Genomic DNA, 17,463 nt, shown 5'->3' on the forward strand with positions numbered 1-17,463 from the left:
TCGTTATCCTAAATAAAGCGACGTGCTTGTTCGCCAATGATCTGAATACCCCGTTCGATATTTTCATCCGTTACTCTAGAAAATCCAAGCCGCATCGTATTCGTCCCTTCGCCTTCTTGAATAAAAAACTTGTCTCCCGGTGTAAAAATAACGCCTTCTGTCGTACAGGCTACTAGCAGCTGATGCGTATTTACGCCCGTTGGGAATGTGAGGAACAAGTGCAACCCTCCATCGCCTGACAGCTGCGCCTCAGGGAGATGCGCTTCGCAGCATGCCTTGGTCAGCTCATATTTGCGCTTATACTCTGCACGTGCTTTTTTTACATACTTATCGAAATTTCCGTTAAGCAAATATTGGTACAAAATAGATTGATCGATTGTTGATGTATGGATCGTGCGTGCACGCTTGATGCTCTCCAGCGTATCGATTAGTGCTCGGTCTCCGAGTACCCAGCCTACGCGCAAACCTGGGAACAGCACCTTTGAGAAGCTGCCGATATAGATGACTCCGTTCCCTTGCCCTGCAGTCGCAATCAAGGGTGCAACATGTGCTCCCGAGTAACGCAGTTCCTCATTGAATCCATCCTCAATGACCGGAATTTGGTAGCGCGTCATTAACTTCATAACGGCGCTGCGCTTGGCCGGTGACATGACAATGCCGGTCGGATTGTGATAGGAAGGCGTCAAGTAGGCCACATCGAAGCTGCTAGTCTGCTTTTGCAAGATTGCCTCTAACTGATCTACATCGATCCCGTCACGCTCCATCGGAATGCCAGTAATCTCGAAACCTTGCAGCTTCAAATTTTTGATCGCTGTATTGTGGGTAGGATTCTCGCAAATGGCCGCTCCACGGCGCGCAGAAGGACGCAGCAGCGACAACACCATATCAAATCCTTCCGTAAACCCGCTCGTAATCAACATATCTTTGCCGCTGATATCGACACCCTTATTCTCCATATACCGCAACAAATAATCGATCAGTGGCTTGTAGCCCTTGGCATAACCATAGTTGAGCAGGACCTGACCCTCTATGGCCATCCGATCCATAAAGGCACGTTTCACATCTCCCAGATCAAACAACTGCTCATCCGGAGCGATGCTTGTGAACGAGATGACTCCTTTTGGCGCACGTATCCCCTGTTTCATGCCATCCAACTCTACGGCCGATACGGCATACTCGTTCATTCTTGCTTTCCAATCAATCTGACAGGCAGCTCCACCGGGATCTGCAGCTGAATGGCTCATTGCAGCCACATAACTGCCTTGGCCAGGAATAGCATACGTATATCCGTCTTCCGCCAGGTCTTCGTAGGCTGCGATGACTGTATTGCGGCTCACTTTGAGCAGTCCGCTCATTTCTCGTGTAGAAGGCAGCTTCTGATCCGCTTGAAGTGCCCCTCTTATAATTAAACGTTTGACGTATTCTTTCACTTGAATCGGGACCGGACGGTCACCGACGAGTCTGAAATCCTGGAACATTCTTCATCGCCCCCAGCTATAATGATGGCACAGGTGATAAGATAAAAAAAGAACCACCGTAATGGATTTTTCATCCATCGGTGGTTCTATCGCGTTATTTCCTCAATGGCAGCAACATCTGAAGCTTATATTTACATTCCAGATGTATCTCTAGGCACACCCTGCAGTTCTTCATAATATCCTGCATTAATGAATGGATAGGTGAGGCGATCAAATGAATAAGAAACAGATATATGACTACATTGTTGTAGGTACAGGTCCAGCGGGTGCAGTGATTGCGAAGACACTTTCGGATCATAAAAAAACGTCTGTACTTGTCCTTGAGGCAGGTGGCAATCAGGATAAAGACAAACCGATTCGAGATTCTACCTTTGCCCCGGAACTTGAGGAGAAATTTTCGCCCCAATACTTTTGGCAAGGATTAGGCATTCCTCAAGAAGGGCTTGATGATCGATCTTTCGAATGGACAACGGGACGTCTTGCTGGCGGTGGGTCATCAATTAACGGAGAACAGTATGTACGACCGACATCGGATGTAATGAGCAATTGGGAGAGTTTGCTGGGCAAGTTATGGTCACCTGAAAATACAGTTAAACGATTTAAACGATTAGAAAGATTCTCAGGCGAAACGAATAACGTGAACGCACACGGGTATCACGGGCGTATTGACATCAGGCAGGCACCAGAAGTTCCAACATCTATGGCTGAAAAATTGACGACCGCGATGGAACGTGCTACTGGATTTCCAAGGATTCTCGACTACAATGATCCTAGAACCCCTCTGGGGCCCTTTACACGCTGGCAATTATACCAAAAGCTAAATGGGCAACGGGAAAGTGCTTCAACCGCCTTCCTCTCCCCAGATATCGTAACGCCAACCGGTCTTGGTGTCCGCGGACGCAAGTTAACCATTCTCTATAACACAACAGCTCTCCGCATCCTATTTTCCGGAAAACGTGCCATTGGCGTGGAATTTTTAAAAGAAGGACAACGTCTCCGTGCTTATGTACGTAAGAAGATCATTATTTCCGCAGGGATTAATAGCGCTCACCTCTTATTGTTATCTGGAATCGGGCCAGCTAATTCGCTTCGAAAAGCCAAGATCCCCGTCGTTTTTAATAATCCCAACGTTGGGAAGAGATTACGAAACCACACGCTTAATTTTGCCGTATTTTCTGCTAATCGAAAAGACCACGCTTTACCAGCCAATGATCCAAATGCGTTGTATACAGGTGGAGCCTTCCTGCCTGATCCAACGGGTGTAGATTCACATCGACGTGCTGTACAGCTGATTGGGATTGGTTCTGATGACATGTTAACTGTCGCTATCCTCTATTTGCGGCCAAAAAGTCGTGGATCGATTACGATCCAAAATAAAGATCCGCTTAAAATTGTGCTCGCTGATGAAGGATTCCTCGCCAATCCTGACGATATGGAAGCGATAAAAAATATTTACAAAATATATATAAAAGATATCGCCACGGAATTAGCTCGAATTGATTCTTCGTATCAGCTCATATCGCCTGATCTAGATACGATCGAAGATGACGAGCAGCTGGAAGCCTTTATTAGAGACAATTTTGACCATAATCACCATCAACAAGGCACTCTTCGAATGGCACCGTTGCGTAAAGGCGGAGTTGTTGATCGCTTGGGAAAAGTTCACGGAGTCAAAGATTTAATTGTAGCCGATGCCTCCATCATTCCATTTACGGTCGATGGCAACACTTCCGCTGCTGCTTACCTCATTGGAGACACCATTGCACGACAATTACGGGGTTCTACCATACAACGAAAAAAAACGCGCCCATTCCTATTTGAATGGGATGAAGAATAAGAGCGGAAGGATGGCTTACGTGGAGAATATCGGTCAGTCACCCTTCCAACCTCAACATGAAGTCATATTAAGTTTATCCTAAGAAGGCAATCGAGCGCTTCGATTTTCTAGCAAATTCGACAGGATTATCAATGGACTCCCAATGGATGTACATTAATCGAGGATTTTCATTCAACCAGTGGTTATGAAGGGCTGTTACCGTTATTCCATTTTTTTGAAGATTACGAATTAAGCGATTTGCCTGATTTTGAAACAGTGCCGTTTCTCCTAGGCAGAGTGCGCGTCCTGATTTATCAAGAGATTCGAATGAGAAAAGCTGGTAACGGACCAATGGGGACGTCGTTCGTCTCCCGAGAATTGTCGCTTTCAGATTTCTGGAACGACTGACAAAACAAACGGGTCCCGGATCAATCTCATGCTCCCCACCTAAAATTCTTGAAAACTGGTTGCATAATCTTGTAAATTGTGGACTCACTTTTACTTTCGCCATCATAAACCTCCTCTTGGTTTTGACACAGTGTATTATCGTCTAGAGAGAAGGGTATGTGTGATCGCCTAGTCGTACTGAAATATCGATATAACGATAAAAAAGCCGGTAAAGAAATTGTATAAAAAAAGGGAGGGCGCATAGATAAACGTCCCTCCTCTTATATTAATCATTTACATGGCAGCAACCAAACCTAACGACGCGATAATGCTATAAATTCTTTATTACGCATTACACGCAATATCTCTAACAAAATAACATTTAAACTAACCCACGCTCCGCCAAATACATACCCAGCCACGACATCGCTAGGGTATTGAACATTGAAGAATATTCGGCTGATTCCTACCAATAAGCAAAGGATAATCACGAACAACGTTGCAATAATACGTATTTTTGCGTTGCCATAATGGCGGACCCATAAAAACGCTGAAAATCCACAAACCGTTAGCGAAATGAGTGTTTGTTCGCTCGGGAATGTGTAGGGAAACTGAAACCCTACGGGTTCAGGACCTGTTCGATGAAATAACATTCGAAGTCCCTCATCGAGTATTTCTCCGCCTATAATAACAAATGCAAAGACAGATAATTCAAGAATTCGATCTTTTCCCTTAAAAATGATCCATACACTTGTCAGGATGATTAATGGTACATACACGAAATACGAACCCAACAATGCGAATCGATTCATCGAAGCCGTCCAACTTGTATCGAATAACTGATGTATGATGTAAGAGGTTACCTCATCAAATGGTGTAAACTCTTTCGCCAAGAAATCTTGGATTAATCCAATCATGATAGAAATAAATACTACAAATATAACAAAGACAGATAGTACAAAAAATCGAACCTTACCCATGGATTGAAATCGCCGTACCCCTATTGACAAACTATTGATAAGTCGATCAACAATGTACTGCTTATTTTTCCGGTAAATATAAATGACAACAAAGATTACTGCTGCGATGATTCCGCCTATAATCAAATATCGATTTATGGTGTGATGGTATTGTTCCCATTTAGGACCTAATACTTTACCTAGCGAAATAAAAACACTGACCCAGAAGAAAGCACCAATATAAGCGAAAATGGCATATTTTCGATATGGAATACGAGTAATTCCTGAGAAGTAGCCTGTGATGTGGCGCACACCCGGAATAAAATAAGCGATGATCAATACCTTATTTCCGTATTTTTGAAACCAAAATGACACCTTGCTAAGTTTATCGGGTCCCATGTGAATCCGGGTTCCATACTTTTCAAAAAAAGGAGTTCCTAATCGATAACCGATCCAATAAGAGATTGTCATGCCAACAGCAGCTCCAGCCCCAGCTGTTACGATGGAGAGAATCCAACTTAGCTTGCCTTGAAAAACAAGCAGCCCGGCATAACTCATTAATACCTCACCAGGAAGAGGCAATGCAAGCATCTCGAGTAGTAAAGCTATAAAAAGAACTCCATATCCATAATGCTCTAACCCATATGTTAAAAAGCTCAATTTCCATGCCCCCTCCTTGTCTATTTTAAACGTTGAAATAAAAAATAAACCTATATTCAAGGCGGGCCTGTCGTTTATTATCGTGTTTGTGAATCCTGAATAAGTTCAGCGAAAATCTCCATAATAGGGAAGTAAAATCCCAATTGCGAATGGAGGATCCGATATGCTCGATAATCTCGAGAGCAATTATAATTGTGCGAATGCAGGCGATGACCTGCATCAGCTCAAACAAGAGCTCGCAGATCTTCGTGGACGGGGTGCGGAAGATGCAGCGTCGCAGGAAATGATCAATCGACTTGAGAATCAAATTTCTTTCATCATGAACAAATGCGACATTAATCATTGATTGCATACGCGTTCAAACAACAAAAGCACCATCCTTACCGCAAACGGTAGGGATGGTGCTTTTGCAATGTAACGGTTCAACAAACGCCATACTAATGTTCTTCCTGATTATTCTCTTGTCTACCCGCATAGTAAGGCTCTCCCGGATCAATGTCGATGACGACGCGGTGCGGTATAGCCAGCGCATATTGATGCTCGCAGCGCCAACGCATATCTTCAGTAAATCCGATCGTCTCTCCGTCAGAGATCACGTCCCCCTGGTTGAATAAATAATAAGCCATGTCCGTTAAAGTCCCGGCCATCTGGGAAGGATCAAGATCAAAGAAATGACATTGAACGTCCGGAATGCCAAGCGCCGCGAGTCCGACGGAATCCATTAATCCTTCCTGCCTCCCGCTCCCCGTTCCTTCGACCTGATAGTAACGGATGTTCATGGCGCCATATAATAGAGCTCCCTCATCTATTGCGCCCAAATACGCATTCGGCTCAACAATCTTGTCACTTTCCTTGAAGTAAATCGCATCGCAGGGAGCTGTCTCGTGAACCGCGCGAAGCGCGCCGGTGAACAGCTGCAATCTTGATTTCGGATCAAGTCCGGATGCCATCATGTCGACCAACAGCAGCGAATGACTGCATTCATTCAGCGTCTCGGCCGCATCCTGCCAATGCCAGGCTTGTTGAACAGCCGTTGTGTAGTCCTCGGCTGGACGATGAGCTATGTTCATCAGGCTAGTCTGAGCAGGCATTTCTCCTTCCGCGTAGGAAACCATATAATTCAAGTGAAAGAAATGCAGTAGTTTCTCTTTTTCCTCATCATTGGATTCCCACACCGCAAGCCCCGCTGCTTTTTCTTCTTGCTGCTCAGGCTGATCCAGCTTACCCGTATATTGCTCCATCTTTTCATAGAGCAGATGGCGATCGAGCAGAGGCGGACGCCTGTATTTTAATTCAACAGCATAAACCCTCGCAAACCCGAAATCTTTTTCTTCCTGCATCAATTCTTCCATGATCTTCAAACTCCTTACCCACCAATGTTTTATTTGATCCGGTGCTATCCGGAATTCAGATCTCTATTTTAGTCTCCAAAAACTCAAGATATTTGGGGTCATCTTCCATAAAAATCTCAATGCCCGCACCCATGTAAGCTCGCGTAAGCTCGTCTGTTGCCTTTTCGAAGTTGTTCTGCTCATAATACAACTGCCCTAACCGAAGATGAATATAGGGGTTGCCCAACCCTTTCGGACACTGAACAGCATTATAGAAGCACTTGAATGCCTTATCGTAATCCTTCAATCGAAAATGAACATCCCCAATGGCCACGTACAACCACGTTGCCGCCTCCCATTTTCGATGGTTATCCGGCAATAAGCGGAGGGCTGCAACATACTGTTGCTTGCCCGCCTCAAAATCGCCTGCATTCACTAAGTCATCGCCTCGACTAGACAACGTCGTGATCTCGGAATAAATAGCATCTGAAAGTTGCACTGTTATCTCTCCTGTCACAATCCAAAATGTTCACGCGTTAATCTAAATTGCTCTTCTACACATAAGAAAGGTGTTCTTTCTATTGTTTTGATTCCATTTCTCACACAGGCATTTTTAATAAATCAATAACAAGAACTCCATCATCTCTTCGAAATATGAAGATGCCATAGGAATACTATTCCACGAAATGTTGGCAAGTCCTGCTTGACATAGACAGACATAGGCTTCGCATGTACAAACGGTCAGTATTTCGATTATTGTTCAGCCACCGCCGTTTCTGGACTGGCACCGACTATAAAACCTCTCTCCATCGCCTCCACCTTACTCAGAACAACGAAATATTGCAGCCGCAACAATTTGACTTTCGTGTCAGCCTGTTGCCGCTGGTAAATAGATTGATTCAGATCGTAGAGGGGTACGACCCCCAATTGTATACGATGCTGCAATGCTTCGACATCGGTAGCTGCATGATTCGCTTCGAATTGTGCATTCTTAAATTGCTGATAGGCGTTCTCTGCCTCGGCGTAAGTGGCATGAATCTGTTTGGTCAACTGTACATTGGCCTGTTCCGACTGCGTATTCGCTGCTCCCACATTTGCACTCAAATAGCTTTTTTCATAAGAAGTAGAAGTCTTCGTGTTGCTATGCTCCCAAGAAGCCTGTCTTAACTCATTCCATTTCCGTTTCAATTCGTAGGAACGTGCGAGTATATCCCCCGGATCTTTCCGATTTGGCAGCGCCACATCATTCATCGTGACATCTTCCAGAATAATATCCGGATCATAACGAATACCTAAATCGAAGCAGAGCTGGAGCAAGGCCAGACGATAGTTGGTACGCTGCATATCCAATTCTCTCGTCTGCTTGGATATTTCGAGCTGCAGTCCTCGGCTATCGTCTGGCGCAGCCACCCCCTGCGATTGTATCTCCTGCAGACGGGTTTGCTCTTTTTGCAACAATTGGAGTCCTTCCTCATATAGCTTCATCTGTTCCTGCAAGGACAGCAATTGCACGTATTGACCGGTTACCTGCAGCTTGATTCCTTCCTTGGCCTCTTCAAGATCAAGCTCTGTATTCCATCCATCCCGCTCCAACTGCTTGACGGTGATCAACAATTCATCTCGTTGTGACTTCAACATATCGTTCATCCCGTTAATGATTTCTTTGACGCCACTCATCAAGCCATTCACAACGGAATTCGTCTCTATGATCGGACCTAGCCAATATAGCTCTTCCGGGGCAGCATCTGGCGGAATTTGATAATTCGCATTACCCAATATCTTCTCCGGCGTATCCGGCAGTGAGTAAGCATCCGTTGTCTGACTCGTACTCATGCTGCTCGCCTGCGATTTAAGATCAGATCGCTTGGACTCCAGCGCATGGAGCTTGAGCCGCAGTAACGCCAAATTCAATGAATCCGTTACAGCTCGTGATTGCACATCGGACAGATTCAGGCGCGAAATCGCTATTAACGGCCGTGACACTACGAACGAAGATGGTAGTTGTTTATAAGGAGTTGCCTGTTCCCCTGACGACATCACAGGCTGAGCCTTGCTGTTGCTGGATGGTATCGTACTGCTGTCAGCCCATGCCGTTGCAGTCGAATTCGTAAGCAACACGAGCACGAATGAAGCCATCATTGCTTTTTTCATTTTCATTCCTCCCTCTGCTCATATGTTAAACGGATAGGTTTTGCTGACGATGATCTTCATTGCTGAATTGCTTCTGACGTTTACGTTGCTGCATCTTCAATTTGCGGCGCGCCACGACCAAGTACAAGGATGGAACGACGAATAAAGTCAGGATAGTGGAGAAAATTAGACCAAAAATAATCGTGTTCGCCATCGGACGGAACAAAATATCACCAATGAGCGCGATCGGAACCATACCTACAATCGCCGTCAATGATGTGAGCAGTATAGGGCGGAACCGTGCCGCGGTAGCTTGAATAATCGCCTCCTCCAACTCGGCCCCGGCATGCCGTGCGTCTTCAATAAACTCGATCAGCACAATACCGTTGCGGACGACGATACCCGCCAATGAAATAATCCCCATCAGACTCATAAAGCCAATCGGCACGCCCGTTATGAAGCTACCGATAATTCCGCCTGCCGCCGCCAAATAAACGGTCGTCATCACGATCAACGAAATGGACACAGAGTAGAATTGAATCGTAATCAACATCAGAATGAGGAATATAACGAAGATCGACAAACCGCCAATATCCGAAAAGATTTTATCCTGTTCTGAGGTTTCACCGCCAATCGCCCAGCTGTAGCCTTCTGGGAAAGAAATGTCATTCAGCTTCCCGCTGATCTCCTCCATCACCTCCGTCGCTGTACGCCCTTTTACATCGGCATCCACCGTAATCGTTCGTGCCAAATTGAAATGCTTAATTTGCTGAACCGAAAAGCCCGGCTTGAGCCCAGCCAGCTGCGACAACGGTATTTGTTGTCCTGCTGCGTTCGTCACATTTAGGTGATGGAAGAGCTCGTTCGGATCTTGAACGCCTTTTTCCACATACAACCTGATATTTATTAGATTTTTACCTGTATTGTATTGGCTGGTTGTTATGCCGTCGCTTGCAAGCAGCAATGTACGCGTCAGATTTGCATACGAGACCATGTATTGATCCATCGCTTGTTTGTTGATATCTAACTCCAGCCCGTACTGTTCGATGCCCATATCGTCTTTCACGTTGTAAGTCCCGCTCGTGTTCACAATCATCCCTTTCACTTGCTGTGCCAGTTTCTGCAGATGTTCCATGTTCTCCCCTGCGATACGAATGGAGACTGGCTTGCCTACAGCAATTCCTAATGAAGGTGCCTTTACTGCGATGGATACGCCAGGATACGCTTTTTTGAATGTTGTATCCCATTCCCGTATGGTGGTGGCAAGGTCAGTGCCTTCTTTTTTCAACCTCACCATGAGATGCCCCGATGTCGACGAGGAGAGTCCTGTAGCATCCGCATCGATATCGAAGAACAATTGCGGAGCATCGCCGCCGGCACTCGATGAGAATACATCCACTTCCTTCTGCTCTCCTACCCAATTAGCGACCCGGTTAACTATTCGATCCGTTTCCTGCAATGAGGTTCCCGTCGGCATCGAGACACTAATTGAAAGCTCTGGACGTTCGGATTCTGGGAACAGTTCCACGGGAACGAACAGCGCCAAAGAATAGGCTGCAGTCCCGATGAATAAGCCAGACAGGCCTATGATGAACGGACGTTTAATCACTCTGCTCATTAATTTTCCGGAATAGAAACGTCCTAACGCCTCGATTTGATTACTTAATAGACCAGGCTTGGAACGGGACGAGGTCGTCCGGATTTGCTTGCGGTTCTCATACCATTCGCGGAAGATCGGAATGATCGTCAATGACATCACCATCGATGCCAACATCGTCAATGAAATGACAATTGGAATCGGTTTGATAAATGCGCCGATATCCCCCTTCAAAAATATTAATGGGGCAAATGCGGAAATAGTCGCGAGCGTAGCCGTTAAGATGGAAATCGCAACTTCTTTGGTCCCTTTCACCGCCGCCGTACGCGAATCTTCCCCCAGATCCGTAAGCCGCCGCTCAATATTGTCATTGACGACGACAGCATCATCTACCAAGATCCCAAGCACGATAATCAGTCCGATGACAGACATTTCATTCAACGTAACATTTAGCACAGGCAAAAAGATTAATCCGATCGCGACCGAAATGGGTATGGCTAACGCTACAAAAGAGGCCGTAAGTAAACTCATGCCGAGTGTGCATATGACAATAACCGCTGCGATCGCGATAAGCGTCTCCTTCGTCAGACTGGCGAATATCTCATCGACGCGGTCTTGTTGTGCGAACAGTGTAATAAATTTGGCATGGGACGGAAGACTTTTCTTCAACAGATCAAGTCTTGCATTAACGAGCTTATTCATTGTCGGCACGTCGCTGCCCGTTTCCGCACCAATCCCGATCGTCACCACAGGCTTACCATTGTAATAGGAAAAATACTCCGATTTGACGTGCGTAAATTCGATCTTAGCGATATCCTTCAAGTAGACAGGAGCGCCGGACTGCGATCTCGTCACAAGTAGATTATTCAACCCATCTAGTTGATCGACATCCTTCACGATTAACTGATAAGTCCGCTTATTGAAGTTAATGCCTCCCGTTGGTACCCGCTGCTTCTCTCCCTCCACCGCCGATAATACTTGTTCCCAGCTTAATTGATACTGCTGCAGTTTACTGCTATCGATATTTACATGAACTTCCTGCTTCGGAATCCCCCTCAACTCGACTTTCGCCACACCCGGAATGGCACGCAGCTGATCTCTCCAATGTGTCATGAGATCATTGAGTTTATACAGGTCCTCCTTACTCTTGGCGGTGACAGCATAGGAACCGATAAATGAACTTGCCAGGTCGTCATTAACAACCGGTGGCTTCGCTCCCTCCGGTAATTCTTCTCTTACATCCTGAACGTTTTTGCGCAATTTATCCCATACGACTTTCGTATCCGCCTCATCTTTTGCTTTAATGACGATGGATGAGTAGCCTTCAGATGAGATAGATACAACCTCCTTGATTCCTTGAATTTCTTTCACCTTCTGCTCGACGACTTTCGTAACTGTCTGCTCTATTTTTTGAGCGGAAGCTCCAGGGTAAATCGTTGTAATCGTCGCATATTTGATCACGATATCCGGCATTTCCTGCTGCGGGAGTCCGGCAAAGCTGAAGGCACCGACAAGCATAGCCATGATGAAAAATAACAGCGTAATTTTTCGTTTTTTTACCAAGTATTCGATCATCGGGTAGCTCCTTCAGCGGCTTGAATGTGATCGCCATCCATCAACATATCGGCGCCTCGGGTTACAATTTGCTCGCCTTCTTTCAGACCGGCACTTATTTCCAACTGATTGTTCAGCATATGCCCTCCTAAATGAACAATCGTTTTTACGGCTATCCCTTTTTCTAGTTTATATACAAAAGGTTGATCACCATCACGAATGACGGCTTCCACTGGAATCAGGATCACATCCACATTCGATTGATGCAGTCCTACCTTGACCACTTGCCCCGGAGACCAGCCAAGCTTCGAATTACGGATGACGATTTCCCCATTAATCGTTCCGGTCGCCGCATTCGTACTCGGATAAATTTTCTTGATAATGCCTTTCGATACCTCACCATACAGACTTACATCAACGGCAGTGCTTACCTTCCATTGTTTTGCCTCATGATCCGGCAAAGGTACGAGTACTTTCAATTCATCCACTTTACCTAGGGTGTACACAGACTGACCTTCCGCAGCCAACTCTCCAGTGTTAAATGCCTTTGCCAATACGACCCCATCAAATCGCGATAGGAGTGTCGTCTTCGATAGGGCCAATTCCGCTTGCCGTTTCGTGGCAAGCGCGGCGTTATACGTAGCGAACGCCTGCTTCTTGGCCGCAATGCTCGCCATTTTGCCTGAATTTGCTTGATCCAACACGCCGGATGCTGCGCGTATTTGCTCTTTTGTTGCCCCTTCTTGCATTTCGGATACAGCGGATTCTGCATCTTTTACAGCATTCTTTGCATTCGTCAAAGCTAATTGAGCATTTTCGTTGTCGCTCTGAGACACTAATCCTTGATCATAAAGTCGTTGTGAGCGATCAGCATCGACTTGGGCTTTCTCATATGCCGACTGGGCCATAGCCAGCGCGTTATTCACTCTCTCACGCTGCTGCTTCCGTGCACCTTTCTTCATTTCCAGCAAATTTGCTTCTGCGCTTTTAACTTGCGCGCTGGATGCACGGATGGATGCTTCTGCGCTGTCCAGTCCCGCATTGGCTTGGATAGTTCCCTGAATCGCCTCATCCAGTTGAAGACGATATTGATACGTATCAAGCTTGGCGAGCACATCTCCTTTCTTGACGCGATCTCCAATCTGAACATTCGTCTCCACGATTCGTCCGGGAATCTCGAATGCCGCGGACATCACAGTCATTGGTTCCAATGTTCCTGACAACGTATAGTTCGTCGTCAACGGCTGCTTCCTTACCGTGTCGATGCCTACCACTCTTCCTTGCTTAACCTGTTCTTCTACGTTACCCTGTGTCTCTGAATTCGAGCATGCGACAGTTGCTACGCTACAGACAATCAATAGCATTGTTGCGATCCCACGTCCTCGCACGGCTCCACCTCTCCTCTATGCATTCTGTATATCTATTAACTAAATCAACTCTTGTGCTTCTTGATTCCAAGTGTGCAACGAAAAGTTGAATGATAGATGAGTTCATACTAGTCTCTAGGTCAGACCTAGAGTCAAGCGATATGATCTATAACAACAACCCCTCATGTCCGTCAACGAGGCGAACATGGGGGGTTGTCTTTTTTCTGTATTCACTTGACCTTAAGTTTGACCTATGATATATCGTTAAGTTATTCCTAGATTTTTCCTTAGAACTAAAGTAAAAGGAAGTGTACTTAATGACGAATCAACCAAGTCAAGTAAGTATGCCTGTATTTTCACAAACAGTAACTGACTATTGGCATACAACATTTTTGAATGGCGACGTCCTCTATCGAGATGAGGTCTTTACGATCGTCAGCAATCCAGACCTGAGCGAAGATAATCGTATTATGGTGCTGGAAGCCGCAGACGGCCAGGTTATGTCGGTCCTGGCGCCTGCGCTCGCGGTTAAGTTAGACCTTCATCGACGACAGGACTTGTCTGAAGCAATCTTTCGTCAGATGTTGAATGAAGCGGGAGTTATGCTGCATGGCGCGGATTATCTTTATTATTTTGCAGAAGCTGATAAGAACGTTCTCTTGCAAGAAAACCTGGAGGGTAATTTGAGTCAGTTATCAGAACAAGATCATGGAGTTTTCTCGGAGTTCCAGTCCTCTGCATCGGAACAAGATTTGGATGACGCTTATGTGGAATTGGATCACTGGGCAGTGTTCGGCTCTATTGAACACAATCACCTGGTATGCGCCGCCAGCATGTATCCCTGGGGAGATACGCAAATTGCAGACATGGGCGTACTCACTCTACCGAATTATAGAGGGAAGGGCCATGCCCGCAAAGTGGTACGTTCAATCAGCAAGTACGCTTATGAACAGGGCTATGAACCCCAGTACCGATGCCAGCTCGATAACTATGCATCCACGTTGCTGGCCAAAGCGGCTGGTTTGACGCTGTTTGGCAAATGGGACGTAATTTCTCCCGAATCTAAGGTCTGAACGTAATCAATAAAATGTTTAACGTGATTAAATTCCGACTTCCCGCATTTTGACCGTAACGTTCTCAACTCTATCATCAAAGTCCGTTCCATCATACTTGGGAAGCTTCAGTTCGCTGACAATTTTGCCGTCGCGCATAAACATGATACGCTCCGTCCGCGCAGCAACCACCGCGTCATGCGTGACCAGCATAATCGCCGTTCCGTCCGCGTTGATCTCCGTGAAGAGATCCATGATCTCCTGCGCGGATTGTGAGTTTAGTGCACCCGTCGGCTCGTCCCCGAAGATGATTTTGGGGCTGTTCATCAACGCACGGCATATGCCCGCACGCTGAAGCTGTCCTCCAGATACCTGTGTAACGCTGCGCTTTTCAAGCTCTGAGATGCCAGTCTTTTTCATTAACGTTCTAGCCTTCTCCGTTATGGTGGAGGCGTTTTTTCTGTTACCGCGCATAGATGGGAGAATGATATTGTCGAGGATGTTCAGATTCTTGAGCAGTGTAGGCTGCTGGAATACAAATCCCATCTTGGCTCTACGTACATCTGCTAGCTCATTCTCTCCAACTTCCGATAGATCCTTGCCGTCAAAAAGTACCTTGCCGCCATTCACGACATCTGTTCCGCTCAGCGCAAACATCAATGTCGACTTCCCCGATCCAGACGGGCCCATCACCGCAATGAATTCGCCCTCATGGACTTCAAGCGATACACCATCCAGCACATTCCGCTGTTCTTCGCCTTCGCCGAAAGATTTTACGATATGATCACCGATAACGACCTTCTTCATATGCTTACCCCTTTATATGTTTGGAAATTTTGATCTGCCCTGCGCTCCATGTGCCTATGATCGTTGCGATAAGTGCCGATCCGATCATCAACACCGGGCTTAGTAGATAGGCCGACAGCGGATTGACCTCAAATTGGAATGTCGATGCGCCAAACGTAGAGATCAACGCGCCTGCAAGTAACTCTCCGAGCGTGTTCGCTAGAAGCGTACCGAGAACGATGCCGACAATCAGAACAAATAACGAACGTGATATATATTGCGTCGTAACATCCGAGTTCGTAAATCCAAATGCTTTCATTACGGCAATGGCATATCTATCCTTTGCAACGAGCAGTTTCATAAATAATAACGTAATCAAGACCGTAATCAGGACCGCAACGGCGATCGCGGCATAAGAAGCCTTTTGTACGGATTGTATGGTGGATCCGAATGTCTGCCTAACAAATTCATTAACGTCCGAAATCTTCGCATAATCGAACCTCTCCGCATAATCCTTGACGATGCTGTCGATAAGCGATTTATCTGATACTGTAGCGCAAATCATGCTCCACATGATGTCCGCCGAGTTGTCGCTAAATACGGCCTTTGCGGTTTTGCCGCCGTTCGTAATGTCAGAATAGATTCCACTTACGGTGAGATCCTTCTCCTTCCCCTCCACGATGAGCGTCAAGACATCGCCGACTTTTTTGCCCATCTCATCAGCGTTCATAGATGAGAGCGCAATTTCACCTTCGACAGGTGCCCTTCCTTTCGCATATTCAACAGGGAATATGGAATGGTCGCCGAGTTCAATTTTCATATTTTCCCCAGTCCCGTCTTCGGATTTTGATTTGAATGATTTTGTAATCAGGACAGCGGATTGGGTTATGGCACTGTCACTGCTCATCGCGTTGCGAATTTCAGCGGTTTTCGTCGAGATTTGATCGGTTTGCTGAATGTCGATGCGCAGATCGTAGCTACCAACCCCCATATATTGAATGAACGTTCTGGAGGAGATCGTGTTGTATAGATTCTGTGGAACAATCATGATAAATGCAGAGATCACGAGCACCGCAAGCAATGTAACGTAGAGCTTTTTCCTCAGAAGAACATCTTGGATTCCAAGAAAAAAGTTCGTGTTCAACAGCCTGTTACCGCTTAAGGTCATACGCTTGGCAATAGGATTCTTTTCTTGTGAAGTACCAAATCGTATGGCTTCTGCCGCGGAAATTTTACGAAAGCGATTCAATACGCCATTTACGTAGGCGATGATGACAATGAACACGATCAGTATGCCGATGACGCCGAAGAGCAAGGCATAGGGGGCATTATCGCTTTCGCCCATATAGAGTCTAATATTCTCAAGCAATTTGTCTCTGAACAGGAAGGATAGTACGAATCCCAGCATACTGCCTGCTGCCGCAATCGCCGCGTATTTCGCAAGATAGATCTTTTTGATATCAGTAACACGCAGTCCGATTGCTTTCATCACGCCAATTTCACGATAGTCGTTTTCGATTTTCGCGAGGAGTGTGAAGCGTATGCACATCAATGCGATTACAACGACTAGCGCGCTTACAAGCAGGATCACCGCAATCATCATCCCGTCGGATAAAGCGTTCATCGTTCTGAAAAGTGTATATGTAACGGTTGGTCCATTCGCTTCAAGACCTGCAGCGGCATATTCAGCTTCAAAAGCACCTACCGCGGACTCATCCTTTAATCGGAACTCAATCAGATATTCTATACTTCCAAGGTTTTGCAGGTCGACGTAATCATCCCGGCTCACAAGAAATCTCTTGGATGCGGAGAGCGAAGAATTCATTTGCGAATCGCGCAGGAAACCTGCAACGGTAAATTCCTTCCCGCTGATGATTGCCTTATCGCCGACCTTCGTCGTGTTGTTCCTCATATAACTTAATGGAACATAAAGTTCACCTTTGGATGGGTTGATGATCTCCCCGTCAAGATCGAGCAGATAATCAAATTTGTCACTCTGTATGCTGAACCCGTTATCCTGGACGCTCTTCGCAAGCGTACGGTCGCCGAGAATAATCTTCGCACCGTCGATATTCAGAAATTCAAGCACCTGATAGTCTTCAACAAGACTATTCTGCTCGGCAAAAGATGCAAGCCGCGCTGTATTCATCTCACCTGAATGCATCTGCATAAAATGCGGCGTTTTCGCTTGTGTCATTAGATGATCGATTGCACCCGTCAGATGGATCACGAGGATCGCTGCGAGCGATACGAGCATAGCCGCGGCCGCGACGAAAATCATGGTCGTCAGTGTGATTGCTTTGCTCTTTAACATATCATTTCGGATTATCCTGTTATACATAAGTC

Annotated in this window: 13 protein-coding genes; 3 read left to right on the forward strand and 10 right to left on the reverse strand. The window is 46.1% G+C overall.

All coding sequences use genetic code 11. The features are described 5' to 3' along the window. Window positions 1-8: 8 nt before the first annotated feature. Complete coding sequence (locus tag GCU39_RS08935) at window positions 9-1,478, reverse strand: aminotransferase-like domain-containing protein (protein ID WP_152393195.1); 1,470 nt, start codon at window positions 1,476-1,478, stop codon at window positions 9-11. A 214-nt stretch (window positions 1,479-1,692) separates the two neighbouring features. Here GCU39_RS08935 and GCU39_RS08940 point away from each other — a divergent pair, with 214 nt between their 5' ends. Then, entirely contained in the window at window positions 1,693-3,315 is a 1,623-nt protein-coding gene (locus GCU39_RS08940; RefSeq protein WP_152393196.1) for a GMC family oxidoreductase, read from the forward strand. Between the two features lie 73 nt (window positions 3,316-3,388). On the opposite strand, the gene GCU39_RS08945 is transcribed toward GCU39_RS08940, so the two are convergent. Both GCU39_RS08945 and GCU39_RS08950 read right to left on the reverse strand, forming a co-directional pair. Continuing rightward, window positions 3,389-3,805 carry a DUF1259 domain-containing protein gene (locus tag GCU39_RS08945; protein WP_152397148.1) on the reverse strand — a complete coding sequence of 139 codons (417 nt, stop codon included), beginning with the start codon at window positions 3,803-3,805 and terminating at the stop codon, window positions 3,389-3,391. A 190-nt stretch (window positions 3,806-3,995) separates the two neighbouring features. Further along, window positions 3,996-5,360, reverse strand: a complete 1,365-nt coding sequence (locus tag GCU39_RS08950) for a bifunctional DedA family/phosphatase PAP2 family protein (protein WP_227793503.1) — start codon at window positions 5,358-5,360, stop codon at window positions 3,996-3,998. A 103-nt stretch (window positions 5,361-5,463) separates the two neighbouring features. Here GCU39_RS08950 and GCU39_RS08955 point away from each other — a divergent pair, with 103 nt between their 5' ends. Further along, entirely contained in the window at window positions 5,464-5,646 is a 183-nt protein-coding gene (locus tag GCU39_RS08955) for a DUF2524 domain-containing protein (RefSeq protein ID WP_152393197.1), read from the forward strand. 91 nt (window positions 5,647-5,737) lie between these two features. Here GCU39_RS08955 and GCU39_RS08960 read toward each other — a convergent pair whose 3' ends face one another. The 5 genes from GCU39_RS08960 to GCU39_RS08980 all read right to left on the reverse strand — a co-directional run bounded on the left by GCU39_RS08960 (window position 5,738) and on the right by GCU39_RS08980 (window position 13,300). Further along, a complete protein-coding gene (locus GCU39_RS08960; protein ID WP_152393198.1) occupies window positions 5,738-6,652 on the reverse strand; it encodes a DUF4261 domain-containing protein in 915 nt (304 codons plus the stop codon). Between the two features lie 55 nt (window positions 6,653-6,707). Next, entirely contained in the window at window positions 6,708-7,130 is a 423-nt protein-coding gene (locus tag GCU39_RS08965; protein ID WP_152393199.1) for a tetratricopeptide repeat protein, read from the reverse strand. Window positions 7,131-7,384: 254 nt separating this feature from the next. Beyond that, on the reverse strand, window positions 7,385-8,782 hold the full coding sequence (locus GCU39_RS08970) for a TolC family protein (RefSeq protein ID WP_193726834.1): 1,398 nt from the start codon (window positions 8,780-8,782) through the stop codon (window positions 7,385-7,387). A gap of 25 nt (window positions 8,783-8,807) precedes the next feature. After that, a complete protein-coding gene (locus GCU39_RS08975) occupies window positions 8,808-11,933 on the reverse strand; it encodes an efflux RND transporter permease subunit (RefSeq protein ID WP_152393201.1) in 3,126 nt (1,041 codons plus the stop codon). After that, window positions 11,930-13,300 (reverse strand): efflux RND transporter periplasmic adaptor subunit, encoded by a 1,371-nt coding sequence (locus tag GCU39_RS08980; protein WP_152393202.1) that lies wholly within the window; start codon window positions 13,298-13,300, stop codon window positions 11,930-11,932. Before GCU39_RS08980 ends, GCU39_RS08975 begins: the two co-directional genes overlap by 4 nt. A gap of 296 nt (window positions 13,301-13,596) precedes the next feature. On the opposite strand from GCU39_RS08980, the gene GCU39_RS08985 reads away from it, so the two are divergent. Then, window positions 13,597-14,352, forward strand: coding sequence for a GNAT family N-acetyltransferase (locus GCU39_RS08985; RefSeq protein ID WP_227793504.1), 756 nt, complete (start codon window positions 13,597-13,599; stop codon window positions 14,350-14,352). Between the two features lie 27 nt (window positions 14,353-14,379). Here GCU39_RS08985 and GCU39_RS08990 read toward each other — a convergent pair whose 3' ends face one another. After that, on the reverse strand, window positions 14,380-15,138 hold the full coding sequence (locus GCU39_RS08990; RefSeq protein ID WP_152393203.1) for an ABC transporter ATP-binding protein: 759 nt from the start codon (window positions 15,136-15,138) through the stop codon (window positions 14,380-14,382). Window positions 15,139-15,142: 4 nt separating this feature from the next. Further along, window positions 15,143-17,458, reverse strand: a complete 2,316-nt coding sequence (locus tag GCU39_RS08995; RefSeq protein WP_152393204.1) for an ABC transporter permease — start codon at window positions 17,456-17,458, stop codon at window positions 15,143-15,145. Between the last annotated feature and the right edge of the window lie 5 nt (window positions 17,459-17,463).

This window comes from Paenibacillus guangzhouensis, from assembly GCF_009363075.1.
In the GTDB taxonomy this organism is placed as follows: Bacteria; Bacillota; Bacilli; order Paenibacillales; family Paenibacillaceae; genus Paenibacillus_K; species Paenibacillus_K guangzhouensis.

Bases quoted from the DNA above. Each gene is read 5' to 3' on its own strand.
- GCU39_RS08935 (WP_152393195.1), bottom strand. From the start codon at position 1,478: ATGTTCCAGGATTTCAGACTCGTCGGTGACCGTCCGGTCCCGATTCAA.
- GCU39_RS08940 (WP_152393196.1), top strand. From the start codon at position 1,693: ATGAATAAGAAACAGATATATGACTACATTGTTGTAGGTACAGGTCCA.
- GCU39_RS08945 (WP_152397148.1), bottom strand. From the start codon at position 3,805: ATGGCGAAAGTAAAAGTGAGTCCACAATTTACAAGATTATGCAACCAG.
- GCU39_RS08955 (WP_152393197.1), top strand. From the start codon at position 5,464: ATGCTCGATAATCTCGAGAGCAATTATAATTGTGCGAATGCAGGCGAT.
- GCU39_RS08960 (WP_152393198.1), bottom strand. From the start codon at position 6,652: ATGGAAGAATTGATGCAGGAAGAAAAAGATTTCGGGTTTGCGAGGGTT.
- GCU39_RS08970 (WP_193726834.1), bottom strand. From the start codon at position 8,782: ATGAAAAAAGCAATGATGGCTTCATTCGTGCTCGTGTTGCTTACGAAT.
- GCU39_RS08975 (WP_152393201.1), bottom strand. From the start codon at position 11,933: ATGATCGAATACTTGGTAAAAAAACGAAAAATTACGCTGTTATTTTTC.
- GCU39_RS08985 (WP_227793504.1), top strand. From the start codon at position 13,597: ATGACGAATCAACCAAGTCAAGTAAGTATGCCTGTATTTTCACAAACA.
- GCU39_RS08990 (WP_152393203.1), bottom strand. From the start codon at position 15,138: ATGAAGAAGGTCGTTATCGGTGATCATATCGTAAAATCTTTCGGCGAA.
- GCU39_RS08995 (WP_152393204.1), bottom strand. From the start codon at position 17,458: ATGTATAACAGGATAATCCGAAATGATATGTTAAAGAGCAAAGCAATC.